General features: G+C 51.1%; 11 protein-coding genes. 4 read left to right on the plus strand and 7 right to left on the minus strand.

Translation table 11 applies throughout. From position 1 onward, the window contains the following. Positions 1-110 precede the first annotated feature (110 nt). The gene (locus ACTS3T_RS12135; RefSeq protein WP_377965916.1) at positions 111-1,223 is read left to right on the plus strand and encodes a metallophosphoesterase family protein; all 1,113 of its coding nucleotides are present in this window, start codon (positions 111-113) and stop codon (positions 1,221-1,223) included. Between the two features lie 117 nt (positions 1,224-1,340). On the opposite strand, the gene ACTS3T_RS12140 is transcribed toward ACTS3T_RS12135, so the two are convergent. Next, complete coding sequence (locus ACTS3T_RS12140) at positions 1,341-1,769, minus strand: universal stress protein (RefSeq protein ID WP_377965917.1); 429 nt, start codon at positions 1,767-1,769, stop codon at positions 1,341-1,343. Positions 1,770-1,956: 187 nt separating this feature from the next. On the opposite strand from ACTS3T_RS12140, the gene ACTS3T_RS12145 reads away from it, so the two are divergent. Continuing rightward, positions 1,957-2,748, plus strand: coding sequence for a tryptophan-rich sensory protein (locus tag ACTS3T_RS12145; RefSeq protein WP_377965918.1), 792 nt, complete (start codon positions 1,957-1,959; stop codon positions 2,746-2,748). A 176-nt stretch (positions 2,749-2,924) separates the two neighbouring features. Beyond that, entirely contained in the window at positions 2,925-3,293 is a 369-nt protein-coding gene (locus ACTS3T_RS12150; protein ID WP_377965919.1) for a hypothetical protein, read from the plus strand. 200 nt (positions 3,294-3,493) lie between these two features. Here the strand turns inward: ACTS3T_RS12150 and ACTS3T_RS12155 are convergent, their stop codons facing one another. After that, complete coding sequence (locus ACTS3T_RS12155; RefSeq protein ID WP_377965920.1) at positions 3,494-4,102, minus strand: hypothetical protein; 609 nt, start codon at positions 4,100-4,102, stop codon at positions 3,494-3,496. 118 nt (positions 4,103-4,220) lie between these two features. Between ACTS3T_RS12155 and ACTS3T_RS12160 the strand changes: the two genes are divergently transcribed. Next, positions 4,221-4,880, plus strand: a complete 660-nt coding sequence (locus ACTS3T_RS12160; RefSeq protein ID WP_377965922.1) for a DUF938 domain-containing protein — start codon at positions 4,221-4,223, stop codon at positions 4,878-4,880. Here ACTS3T_RS12160 and ACTS3T_RS12165 read toward each other — a convergent pair. The 5 genes from ACTS3T_RS12165 to ACTS3T_RS12185 all read right to left on the minus strand — a co-directional run bounded on the left by ACTS3T_RS12165 (position 4,877) and on the right by ACTS3T_RS12185 (position 11,996). Next, complete coding sequence (locus tag ACTS3T_RS12165; RefSeq protein ID WP_377965924.1) at positions 4,877-5,113, minus strand: hypothetical protein; 237 nt, start codon at positions 5,111-5,113, stop codon at positions 4,877-4,879. The genes ACTS3T_RS12160 and ACTS3T_RS12165 overlap by 4 nt on opposite strands. 132 nt (positions 5,114-5,245) lie before the next feature. Beyond that, positions 5,246-7,393 (minus strand): two-partner secretion domain-containing protein, encoded by a 2,148-nt coding sequence (locus tag ACTS3T_RS12170; protein ID WP_462935022.1) that lies wholly within the window; start codon positions 7,391-7,393, stop codon positions 5,246-5,248. 20 nt (positions 7,394-7,413) lie between these two features. Then, positions 7,414-9,486 carry a TRAFs-binding domain-containing protein gene (locus ACTS3T_RS12175; protein WP_462935023.1) on the minus strand — a complete coding sequence of 691 codons (2,073 nt, stop codon included), beginning with the start codon at positions 9,484-9,486 and terminating at the stop codon, positions 7,414-7,416. Between the two features lie 44 nt (positions 9,487-9,530). Beyond that, a complete protein-coding gene (locus tag ACTS3T_RS12180) occupies positions 9,531-10,271 on the minus strand; it encodes a hypothetical protein (RefSeq protein WP_377965930.1) in 741 nt (246 codons plus the stop codon). Positions 10,272-10,706: 435 nt separating this feature from the next. Continuing rightward, complete coding sequence (locus ACTS3T_RS12185; RefSeq protein ID WP_377965932.1) at positions 10,707-11,996, minus strand: ATP-binding protein; 1,290 nt, start codon at positions 11,994-11,996, stop codon at positions 10,707-10,709. Between the last annotated feature and the right edge of the window lie 79 nt (positions 11,997-12,075).

A 12,075-nucleotide genomic window follows, 5' to 3' on the forward strand; every position in this document is an offset into this window, starting at 1 on the left:
CTTTGGTTTGGTTAAAGCTCAATATGTCATGGCAAAAGCATTCGTTGCTATGCGAATTTATATTTTGCCAATCCTGCTTAAATGGTTAAAATTAAAGCCCCTTAGCCCCTATGAATAAACTCACTAAAATCTGTCTACCGCTTGCGATCGCGGCTACGCTGATGTCAGCAGTGCTGCCTAAAGTATGGGCTGATGGCCCTGGTGATGAGGACAGAGAAGGCCGTGGCAGAAGAGCTTTTCAATTTGCTCTGATTACTGATGTACCCTACAACGCTGGCGAAGTAACGCAATTTGACAACGTGATTGCGGAAATTAACGCCGAGCGAAGCCTAAGCTTTGTGCTGCATGGGGGTGATATTAAAAGTGGCTCTTCAGCTTGTTCTGATCAACTGTTTCAAGAGCGCTTTAATCAATATCAAAAATTCAACTTGCCCTTTATTTATACCCCCGGCGATAACGAATGGACAGATTGCCATCGAGAAGCGGCTGGTCAATTTAATCCCATTGAGCGTTTAGCTAAAATTCGAGAAATTTTTTACCCGCGTCCTGGCTTCTCTACGGGTAGGCGACCCCAGCGGGTAGTGTCGCAAGCGAGCCGTTCTGGATTTGAAAAATATGTTGAAAACCAGATTTGGATCAAAAACGGCGTTGTGTTTTCTGCCATTCACGTCGTCGGTAGCAATAATAACCTCAGCCCTTGGAGTGGTATTGGTGAAACGCTGACAGGTGCTCAAGTTCCCACCCAGCCTAATGAATGTCAGGGACGCTCTAACCGCGTCGATCTTTGCCGAGAGCGTACAGCCGAATATCAAGAACGCTTGGCGGCAGCTTTAGATTGGCTAGATAAAACTTTTCAGGCTGCTGAACGTTTGAACAGCGCTGGCGTATTTATTTTGATTCACGCCAATCCTGGTTTTGAGCTGGCTACTGACGATCCTGAACGTACTGGGTTTAATGCTTTTCTAGAGGCTTTAGCGACGAAGTCAATTGAGTTTGGTAAGCCTGTTGTTTTGGCGCAGGGCGATTCCCATTTTTTGCTGATTGACAAGCCGCTTTTTGCTCAAGCAACGGATGGTTCAAATCGACGTATTCCCAACTTCACCCGCATTCAGGCTTTTGGCACCCCCGATGTTTACTGGATCCGGGTAACGGTTGATCCCAACCGGGCGGGCGTCTTCTTGTTTGAACCTGTCATTGTTGAGGAAAACCAACCTGTCTTTTAAGGCTATCTAGTCAGCTCTGACTGGCAGAAGATACCCCACCCTCGCTTTGCAGCAAGGCTTCAGCGATTCCCGATTGTGCCTGATCAGCAACGACTGATCAGGCTCTTTTTTGTCAAGCTACTGGCGCAAAACTAAAACGGGGCAATGAGAAAACCGAACCACGCGTTCAGCCACTGAACCCAAGAAAAAGCGAGCAATGCCTGTTCGTCCGTGGGACGGAATCACAATTAGATTGATGTCGTTTTGCGTGGCATAGTCGATAATTTCAGAGCTGGCATTACCAACAACGACTTTGAAGTGTAGTTTGCTGTCGGTTTCTGAAGCGCGTTTTTCGTAGAAGGCTTTTTCAACGCTTTGGCGACGACTTTGGTTATCGATTGTCTCCCAAACGACACCGGGATCAGTGGCTTCTAGCGGTGGTAAAACATGCAAAACGTGAATTTTGGTTGGATCCCCCACAAATTCTAGCGTGTCGTCTAAGGCTCGAAAGGCTTCTTCTGAAAAATCAACGGGGACAAGAATGCGCTCTTGTAAAAATAAAGTCATTTTCTAAAGGAAATCGATGTAGGGCAATCGCGAACTTAATCACTATCATCGATAATTGCGGCGCTTTGTCTGCCAACTTAACTACAAATCTTTGCGCGGGTAGCTGTCAGGCTCAGTCGTTAGCGGGTAGTGATTCTGGTGGGCAATACGTTACGATGCCAGCGTCTGCTGTGTGAAGCAAGCGTCTATGAGTTCTTCTACCCCACAAACGCCCGCAAAATCAGGTTGGGCACTGGCGATCGCTACCCTAGCGGCAATTTTGGCAACGTTGATTGTAAATACGTTGTCGAATCTGTATCCGCCGCAGGGGCGCAACATTGGCGAAATTTCTAACACCATTCTGAGCGGCGTTTTAATTACGCCTGCTAGCTATGCCTTTGCCATTTGGGGCGTTATTTATGTGGGGCTGGTTGCCTATGGGCTGTATCAGCTTAAACCTGCTCAACGGCAAGCCGCTGCCCTTCAGCGCGTTAATGTTCGCTTGATCGTGGCGTGTGTGGCTCAGATTATTTGGGTGTATTTATTTACGCTACAGCTTTTTAACCTATCGGTTTTGGCTATACTGGCAATTTTGTTTGCTTTGATTGGCGCTTACTTGCAGGTTAATTCTGCGCGATCGCGAGTTTCTCGGCCTTATCGCTGGTTTGCTCAAATCCCGTTGAGTGTTTATCTTGCCTGGATTTCTGTAGCCACGATTGTCAATATTGCTTCTGCTCTTTACAGCTCAAACTGGACAGGCTGGGGGTTGAGTAGTGCAGGCTGGACGGTTTTGATGTTGATTGTGGGTGGATTATTGGCTGCGATCGTGGCTCTACAGCGATCGGATGTGGCCTTTACGCTGGTATACGTTTGGGCTTATAGCGCGATCGCGCTGCGACATCTAGCAGCGCCAACCCTTTGGCTGACCGCCGCAGGGTTAGCCCTTAGCCTGTTAATCATTTTGAGTATTGGCCGCATCCGTCGTCGCGCCCCGCTTTAGAGCGGCTTGTTTGAAGAGAGCCTCAGTATTTACTGGCACTAGCGTGGCCTTGAGGCAAGTTCTGTAGAGAAATGATGAAATTGTGGTTGACTTCTGAATCTTGAACGCCCACGCGTGAAGTGTATAGCTAGAGCTTAACGCTCAACTTTATTTGATTGTAAAGGAGCTTGCATTTAATGACGTTTCGTTCAATGCTACGTTTCGGCCTGGTAGCTTCAGGCGTGGCTTCTGTAATGGTGCTCAGTACGGTGGCGGCAAAGGCGCAAAGCCGAGATCTTTGGCTTTATAACGGCGACTCCGTGACGGTAGAAGGCTACTTTCTGGAAGAAGAAGGTATTTACGGTTGGTGCGATGAAGACTGCTACGATCTTGACCTGTTTTTGTATGACACAGCCGGGAATTTAGTTTGGCAAGATACCGCTGCCGATGCCAACCCTCAGGTTTATGCGCCTTATGAAGGCAACTTTATCGTAGAGGTCACTATGCCCAACTGCGACCATCCTGAAGGCTGCGCCGTTTGGGTCGATTCTGACGCTGGCTTCTAACGTCGCTATCTTGCCACTTTGCTCAGTTAGAACTTTCTGATGACTGGGCGGGTTATGCGACTCATCTTGAACGCCAGCCCTAGCCAGCCTAAGGGATGTGCAAAATTCTCTACAACGCACTTGGTCTTTTGACGATTGCTTAGGCTGGCTATTTTAGACTTTTTGTTCAAAAAACGAACGACAGCGCAGTGGCTAGGCGTTTATGTGCCAACTTCATGATCCCATTGCAAGATAGACAGAAACAAAAGGCTGCTAGCTATGACGCTGCCCGTCAATAAAAACTGCCAGCTAATTAGCCAAGGCAAAGCCGCGATCGCCCCCAGATGAAACAACCCCACTAAGGCCAAGGCTCGCGATCGCATGCCCCCGGCAGTCACTCCATAGCCCAAAGCGCTGACACCTAGCCAGAGCGGGCAAAGGTTGATCAAGATTAAGGGATTGCCTGAAAAAATTCCATAGTCAGTCAGGCAAACGCCGCCCAGCATCAACCCTGACCAGCAGTAAATAATCCAGCGGAGGTTTTTAATTTGCGCCCATTCCCAGGTCAGCCAGTTTGTCATCAAGGTGGCGACTACCGATAGGCTCGACCAGGCGATCGCTTGACAGTACCAGTCAATAGGTGAAAACTGAGCAACGGTAAAAATGACAGCTACGCACCAAGCCCACAACAACAAAGCTTGATCTAAGCAGGTGTAGTAGGTCGCCAACAAAGTGCGATCGCGTCCCCAGCTTAAATGAAAGATACCGGGCTGATCTTGGGTATTTATCAGCGGTTGTTTAAATTGAAAAATGGGTTCTTTATAGTTCAAGCTCTGCATCTGAGCTGACAGCTTTATATTATTTACGGATATTAGCAAAGTGCTTCGGTAGGCGGGAGTCGCCAAAAGCATGAAAATAATTTAAAAGCGAAAAAAATATTGGTGTGCAATGTCTCAGCCGCTTGACGCTCGTCAGTACGCGCCAGCGACCCAACGCAACCGGGAAGCCATTTTGCAGATTTTGCAGCAGGTCTTGCCGCCCGCCGGAACTGTGTTAGAAATTTCTAGCGGCACGGGAGAACATGCTGTCTTTTTAGCGCCCCGCCTGCGATCGCACTTGTGGATTACCTCTGATCCTGATCCAATTGCTCGATCTAGTATTGCGGCTTGGCAAGCTCATAGCCCTGCTGCCAATGTTTTGGGGCCGATAGCGCTAGATGTGTGTGAGGTGCCATGGCCGATTGAGCAACCCCCCCTACCAGAGACGCTGCAAAATTTGAACCTATCGCAGCAGCCGATCACCGCCATCGTCAATATCAATATGATTCATATTGCACCCTGGGCGGCTTGCTTAGGCTTGATGGCAGGAGCCGAGCGCGTTTTACCGCCAGGTGGAATTCTGTATCTCTACGGCCCCTTTAAGCGCCATAATCAGCACACTGCACCCAGTAATGCTGCTTTCGACGCTAGCTTGCAAGCCAGAAACCCGGCTTGGGGAGTGCGCGATTTAGATGAGGTGAGGGCGATCGCCCAACAGCATCAGCTCTCTTGGCTGAAGACGGTAGAGATGCCTGCTAACAATCTCTCAGTAATTTTCCAGCGAACCTAGTGCACAGTGACCTGCAAAATCAGATCGCTCATACCCCACACTTCAAAAAATCGCTCGGAAAGCCCCTGGCTGGCTAAAGTCATATCGCCATCTGGCTCAATTAAGCCACCTTCTAACAAACGACCGCCATCGGTGGCTAAATCTAAACGCAAGTCTCCAGTTTCAGTTTGATGAATCAAGAGGCGACCGTTGGCCAAAACCTGACCAGCTCGACTAATTACCGCACATCGCATGGTTGATGTCCTATCTTGCAACTGAACGCAAGTCTCCATCATGCCAGGATATGGGTGTAGAGACACCTCTCTGCCTGAATAGCGTAGGAAGCCAAAGCAAGATAGAAAAGCTTAGCCGTTTTGCAAGGCGGGTCAGCCGCTGCAACGATAGGGGGCTAAGGCAGCGGGATCAGGTAAGGGACTGGCGGCAACTGGCGCAACAAAAACAACATTGCCTGCTGCATCCGTCATCCACCCCTGGGCTTCGGTCAAGCTGACGGGTACGGCGACGGGAAGCGACCCTTGTTCGCTCGTCTCAGTTGGGTTGATGACCCACGGTATGGCCGGGGTTTGGGCTGTTAGCAGGTCGCTGGGGGAAGTGGGTAAACCGCCGCGACCGCTTACAATAAAGTCACTTTCGCGGCAACTGACAAGGTTATAGCTGGGTAGGGCTGCGGCTTGGCGATCGCTAAAAGGAATGAATTCATCTGCTTCAAATTCTTCGCTTTCAAACGCTTCTCCTTCAAAATCAGTCGCATTCCCGCTGTTGCTACTGTTACCCAAATCATTACTAGCGTTATTGCGCAACGTTTGAAAACTGCCCTGCTGGTTGGTGGTGAAGCCTTGAATTTGAGCAACGGCTAAGCTGAGCTGCCCATTTGCAATCACATCAGCATTAATGCTATTGGCGACGACTGCGGGCAAGGGAACACAGGTTGAACAAGCACCGCTCGGTTCAACTGCACGGAGACGATTTGCCTCAATCACCAGCAGGCCAGTGGCAAACAAAAAGCTTTCTTGAAAAACATCTACCTGCTCAGCATTGACCGCCAGGGTTCTAGCTACAACACTCCCAGGGGTGAAACCACCAATCTCAACGTTAAAGCCCTGTAGCAGAACACTACCACTATTGGCGATTATGGGCGCTTCGATTTTAATAGAGGCTCCCTGCAATGAGATGTTGCCGCCTTGGGTGGCAAGGGTATCTAGCACGGTCACGTTGCCAAAGCCATTGCGATCGCGATCGGCCTGTAGCACAACTGTCAGCGCCCCACTGGTAGAAGTAATGCCAGCCTCTAAAGCGATACTGTTGTCTGTGGCTAGCGTTAGCGTCGCTGGGCCACCTGCCGTTTTGCGAATAGGCGCTCCGGAGAACTGAAAGATGCCACCAGAGGCTCCCTCATCGGTGGTGATCGTAACGCTGGTGCCAGCGTTCAAAGCGCTGTTGATGTTGCTAACGGCGACGATGCTGCTGCCAATTGACCCAGTGCCATCGGAAACAAGGCTAACGCTGTCCGGGTCGATTAGCCATAGTCCCCCCTGACCATTAATCGCGCTAGCATCGGCGGTAGTGGTGAGGTTTAGGGTGTGTTTGCCAGATGTTTCAATCAAGCCGCCATTGCCTGCGATCGCCCCCCCTCTGGCACTGAGCCTACCGTGGATATAGGCGGTTTCATCCGCCCAAACAATAATCTCACCGCCATTGCCATTGCTTAAGGCATCCGCACGAAGCACAGTAGTTGGGGCAAGGGTTGTTGTTTGGGCGCTAGGAACGCTTGCATCTCCTTGAAAGCCGCCGCCTACCAAAATTCTGCCCCCGCCCGCCGCTGCTGATACGTCTAGACGGGCTTGATCCAGTACCGCCACGCGATCGCCTAAAATTTGTAGCGTCCCTGCGGGAGCGGTAAGCGTCCCGGTTTGCGTAACGGTGCTGCCGAACAGGGTCAGTCGCTGTCCAGCGGCCAAGCGAAGTTGGGCTTGATTCGTCACGTTACCTTGTGGGCGATCGCCTGCTTGCACACCGACAGGTACACTGAGGCTGAGCAACTGACTGGGCGGGGTTGATGTCATGCCCCAGACGCTGCCATCAGCAAAGGTGAAGCGATTAGCTGTACTCGCTGTGAAAGAACCGCGCAGATCGAGCTGGGCATTGGGGCCAAACAAAAAGCCGTTGGGGTTGAGTAAAAATAAGTTGGCAGTTCCGGCAACCCCAAGCGTGCCGTCTATTTCAGACAAGGTGCTACCCGTTATCCGCCCCAAAATGTTTGCAATGCCAATGGGGTTGGCAAAATAGACCGATTGCCCAGCATTAACGTTAAACGTTTCAAAGCTATGAAAGAGGTTCGCCCCTCGAATGGCTCCGCCTGTAATGGCTCCATCCGGCGAGAGAATAGAACTTTCTGCGCTAAAGCTCGTATCGGGAACAATTTGCCCCCCGGCAGGCGGCGACATGATCAGCCCGATCAAAACAGCATTGAACCAGTTGAGGCAGCGCAACTGGCTGTAGCGTTTTTGCTGCATGGTAGACCTTCAAGACAAACTTAGCAGGTGAGCTGTCGTCGATAGGCTTGGGAACCAGCCCCGTCTGGACAGACATGATAGGTTGGAAACGTACCATACTGTTTAGCATAAGGGGTTTGTCCGACATATTCACAGCTAAAATCTTGGATGCCCTCTGAAGACGCGATCGCAGCAAAAGCCTGACTAGCGTAGACTTTGCCGGGGGGAGTAATGGGTTCCATCCGAGCCGCATAGTTGACATGGGTGCCAATGTAATTTTCCTGGCCGCTAATGGGGTCTAAACTTCGGTGGACTGGGCCAGCGTGGAGGGCAATTCTCAAGTTGAGGTCAGCAGGTAAGCCTTTTTCGACCCAGTCAATGCGCTGAATCAGGTCGCACAAGGCCAAGGCAAAATTACCCGCCTGCTGCACTTTGGCAAAGACAAAATAGAGGGCATCGCCCCAAGTATTGCGCAAAAGCGGCTGATAACGAGGCTGATTGGAAAGTTCGGCCACTTCGCTAAGAAAAGAATTAACGAACGGAACAAACTGCTCCTCCGAGAGCTGGGCAAAGTTCACCACATCGGCAAATAGCAAAGCCCGAATTTGGCGATCGCTATTGATAGGCTGTTGGGCTAATGGAGCGCAGACGGCTTTTGCCTGAACGTCAGGCAAAAGCGAGGGGGGCTGAGCAATTTTGCCAGGACTGGCTAAAACCCGCTCAGGAAAGGTCTGCTTGAGCAAAGCCGTTATATCAATAATATCAACCGCTTCTGACCACTGCCGCCAATAGCTAACAGCGCTAGCGGTACCGCCTTGATGATCGCCGGGTGCGCCGTTCCAAACGGCGAGTGGTAGCAGGTCGGTTCCTAACTGCCGCGCTCGAATTTTGGCTAACCCGTGTAGCAGCCGATGCGAATATTCGTAAGACACCTCAGTTGCCGTGGGCGTTTTGCGGTGAGGAGCCACAATGACCTCGGTGGCCTGCTGAGTCACCCGCTCAAAGCGTTCTCGCCAACTGGGGCCAGCAGCAATATCTATAGAGTCTTGCACAAACTGTTCGCGGGCGAAGGGCAGCACAATGTGCAGTTCTCCTTTTAGCTCTAGCAGGGCTTCCAAAAACAAAATGTCTGAGCCACAGGCGGCTGAAGCATAACCCAACCGAGCGTTGAATTTTTGGAGGCGATCGCAAATAGCCTTGTAAATTTGTGGTTCTAGCTCAGGCGGAAATCTTGGTACGGGGCGATCAGGGCGATCAATCATGTGGCCGCAAAAGACGACTACACGCGGTAGCTGAAACCAGCGCTTTACCTGACTCAAATCGATTTGTAGATATTGAGCAATCAACAAAGCGTTGCGACGACTTGAGCTTAAGTTACCAAATTGCTTTTGTCCTACATTAACTGCTTGACTGTAATAATCTGCTGCTGCTGACCCATTGCCCAAAATCAAAGCTGCTTCGCCCAGGGTGGCCAGCAACCAATAGCGATCGCCCGTTGGCTCTGCCTGCAACTGCTGCCAGCATTGACTGTATACCTGCTTGGCAAAGGCTTTGGCATAGTCAAGCTGCCCCTGGAGCAACGCCATCGTCGCCGCATTAATTCCCGTCCAAATGCTTTGATTGATGCGATAAGCCTGCTGATAATACTGGGCGGCGAGGCGTAGGTGGAGTCGCTGGGTCGCTGGGTCGCTGGTTTGGCTCCAGAGATCTTTGTGGGTACGAGCCAGTAAACCGAGCGTTTCTTCGTTGCGCGGCTGCTCTCTAACCAATTCTTGCAGCAACCGATTGGCTGAAATGGTGGCTCCACTCCGAGCCAGCGCTAGGGCTAACAATTGTCTAATACGTAGATCGCAGGGCCAATACTGGCGACCTTCTGCCAAAACGTCATAGCCAATCAAAGGTTCTCCAGCGAGCAAAAAGGCGTTGCCGAGAGCTTGATAAACGTCTGGCAGATAGCGCTGTAGCCGAATGCTGCCCTGCCAGAGCGCCATCAGCGCTGATAGACCCAGTTTGGCCGTTGCCTGAATTTCCTGCTCCATGAGCTGGCTTTCTGCAATCAGGTCAGCCATTTCCGGTAGGGGGGACTGTTCACGGCGCTCAGCAAATTCCGGCATATGGCTATTGACCCCAGCAAGGGGCAGGCTTTGTCGTCACTATTTTAAGACGTGAGTTTGGCTTGCAAAACATCTGCCAGATAGTCGCCTTCGCCCTCCAGTTCAACCGCCTGCAGCAAACCTGAATTAACCAGAGAAGCCGCTCGCTCATCTTCTACCGGATCTCCCCGCAAGGCCGTAGCCAGAATATCAGCGGTGCGTCCGCTACCGCTAATAACGACAATCGGTCGATTTTCTTCAAGACTACAGGCTGCGTCTTTCCAGGTAATGCCACCCCCATTGATTAAAACGGTAACTGACGGCATGCCATCGGCGATCGCGGTAGCAATGCGAGCAATCCAAGGGCTTTCGTCTCCCCAACTGCTACCCGGAATTAAAAAACAGTGGGTATGATGTGGCTCTAGGGGCACTGCTTCTGGATGGGTCATCGGTAAGCTGGGCAAAGCTACCAGCCCGATAGGGGCTACACCGACTAAGGGAAAAGAACTGCCGTTGTGGGTGCGAGCGTCTCCTATTAGCTTCATCACACCAGCATCCGTGCCCCCGTCTACGACAACCATGTTCAACTGTTCGGCTAAAGGCGCTAATACGTTGACAAAGAGTGCCTGCAAACGATTAAAGTCTTCCTGGCTAATCTTACTAGCCCCACCGACTAACACTAAAGTTCGTCGTTTCAGTGGCAGCCCCAGTTCTTGAACCGCTCTAGACAAATGTTCTTCAGCCTGAACCGTCACAACTGAGGTTGCTAGCCCTGCGGTTGGAACTAACCGAAAGCTTGGTTGCATAGTCAGAGGCTTCACCACGTGTAGACCAATATTACGCTAATTCTTCTTATTGTTCCCCAGCACCTGATGGCGTTACATCGCGGCTATAAATTGCTGGGCTGCAGTGAAAGCGACCTGCTTTTGTTCCTCTTCTATCAAACTGGGATCAGACCTTGATTTCTCCTAGGCTGAAATAACGTAAATTCGTCAGTTTTTCCTAGCCTGACAAAAGAGGTTTATGGCCGTGGCTACCAGCGTTAAGACCTTTCACTTACGGCAAGCTCTGACCCAAAAGCTTTCCTTCTGCCCTTAGCCTTTTGCCTTTAGCGATCACTTCTCACCTTCGGCGGCAAATCAGGCAGCGGCAAGCAAGTTGTAAAAATAGTGGACTAGGCAGCCCTTAGAGATCGGCTGGCGATCTGCCTGCGGGGCAAATAGACCCAGCTAAAGAGGGCTTTACTCTGCTGCTAACGCCAGTTCTGCCTTAAGAAAGTCAATAAACTGGCGGGCTGTTCGTCCTGAGCGGCCATTGTGGCGCGTTGCCCATTGCAGCGCCTTGGCGGTCAGAATGTCTGCTGGCAGGTTGAGGTTGGCTTGTTCGGCCAGGTGTTGAACAATGGCTAGATAAGTTGGCTGATCGGCGGGTTCGAAAGTGAGGGTTAGGCCAAAGCGATCGCTAAATGATAGCTTTTCTTGCACCGTGTCCCAGTGATGCACTTCATCGGCCTCATGGGGGCGGGGGCGATCGCCAAAAAACTCTCGCACCAGGTGGCGACGGTTGGAAGTGGCATAAATCACCAGATTTTGCGCTCGTGCCGTCACGCTGCCTTCTAAGACCACCTTCAGCGCCTTGAAGGATTCGTCATCTTCTTCAAACGAGAGATCATCTACAAAGAGAATGAATTTTTGCGGCAGCGATCGCACCTGTTCCACAATCGTTGGTAGGGCTTGCAAATGGGCTTTGGTCACTTCAATAAGTCGTAAGCCGCGATCGCCGTATTCATTAACCAAAGCCTTAACCAGCGACGATTTGCCAGAACCGCGACTCCCATACAACAAGACATGTAGGGCAGGCTGTCCGGCTAGCAAAAATTCAGTGTTGCGAATGAGCGTTGCCCGTGGTTGGTCGTAGGCTGCCAGTTCATCTAGGCGGATGGGATCTGGATAGGCAACCCCCTCTAGCTGCCCAGACTGCCAGCGCCAGACATAAAAATCAGCAAAAAGCCCCGTTCCCCGTTGCCGATACTGCTGAGTCAGGGCATTGATCTCCGTGTCCCAGTCCATCAGCCTAGCCCACGCTGGCAGCGCTTCTGCCTGAGGTTTTTCCCAAACAACTAGAGGACGGGGGAGATGGCAAAGGCGCTCAGTCCACTGCGCTACTGCTTGGGTTGAACAGCTAGACAACGCCTGCAAAATTCTCAAATCATGCTGGGCGGCGGCAACGAGCGCTGGTGACAGACTGGCCAGCGTTAGCTGCTGAACTTGCCGAGTGAAAGGGTTATCGTCTCGCTGAATTTGTCTAACGAGGTATTGCGGCCAAGTGAGATCTTGCGCTGCTAAAGCTGCAAACCAGGCTCCATAGGCACGCAGGCTCTGTTCAGCTTCGTTGCTGGCTAAATGTTCTAAAAGCTGCAAAAAATGCTGGCCAATGGGCTGCTGCAAAACAGCCTGATAAAGTAAAAGGGCGGCGGCTTGCTGGCGATAACAGTTGATTTGCGTCAAAACCTCAGTTGTCAGGCCACTCATGGCGTTGGATGCGGCTCCTCTATGGATAAGTTGAGCAAAATGTAACAAATTCGTTGAAACTAACTATTGCCTGACTAGA

The sequence above is a fragment of the Almyronema sp. genome (assembly GCF_052168255.1).
Lineage (GTDB): Bacteria > Cyanobacteriota > Cyanobacteriia > Phormidesmidales > Phormidesmidaceae > Sphaerothrix > Sphaerothrix epifaneia.

What these genes read in the sequence shown, in the direction of transcription:
- ACTS3T_RS12135 (WP_377965916.1), top strand. Translation starts at nt 111, where the DNA reads ATGAATAAACTCACTAAAATCTGTCTACCGCTTGCGATCGCGGCTACG.
- ACTS3T_RS12140 (WP_377965917.1), bottom strand. Translation starts at nt 1,769, where the DNA reads ATGACTTTATTTTTACAAGAGCGCATTCTTGTCCCCGTTGATTTTTCA.
- ACTS3T_RS12145 (WP_377965918.1), top strand. Translation starts at nt 1,957, where the DNA reads ATGAGTTCTTCTACCCCACAAACGCCCGCAAAATCAGGTTGGGCACTG.
- ACTS3T_RS12150 (WP_377965919.1), top strand. Translation starts at nt 2,925, where the DNA reads ATGACGTTTCGTTCAATGCTACGTTTCGGCCTGGTAGCTTCAGGCGTG.
- ACTS3T_RS12160 (WP_377965922.1), top strand. Translation starts at nt 4,221, where the DNA reads ATGTCTCAGCCGCTTGACGCTCGTCAGTACGCGCCAGCGACCCAACGC.
- ACTS3T_RS12165 (WP_377965924.1), bottom strand. Translation starts at nt 5,113, where the DNA reads ATGCGATGTGCGGTAATTAGTCGAGCTGGTCAGGTTTTGGCCAACGGT.
- ACTS3T_RS12170 (WP_462935022.1), bottom strand. Translation starts at nt 7,393, where the DNA reads ATGCAGCAAAAACGCTACAGCCAGTTGCGCTGCCTCAACTGGTTCAAT.
- ACTS3T_RS12175 (WP_462935023.1), bottom strand. Translation starts at nt 9,486, where the DNA reads ATGCCGGAATTTGCTGAGCGCCGTGAACAGTCCCCCCTACCGGAAATG.
- ACTS3T_RS12180 (WP_377965930.1), bottom strand. Translation starts at nt 10,271, where the DNA reads ATGCAACCAAGCTTTCGGTTAGTTCCAACCGCAGGGCTAGCAACCTCA.
- ACTS3T_RS12185 (WP_377965932.1), bottom strand. Translation starts at nt 11,996, where the DNA reads ATGAGTGGCCTGACAACTGAGGTTTTGACGCAAATCAACTGTTATCGC.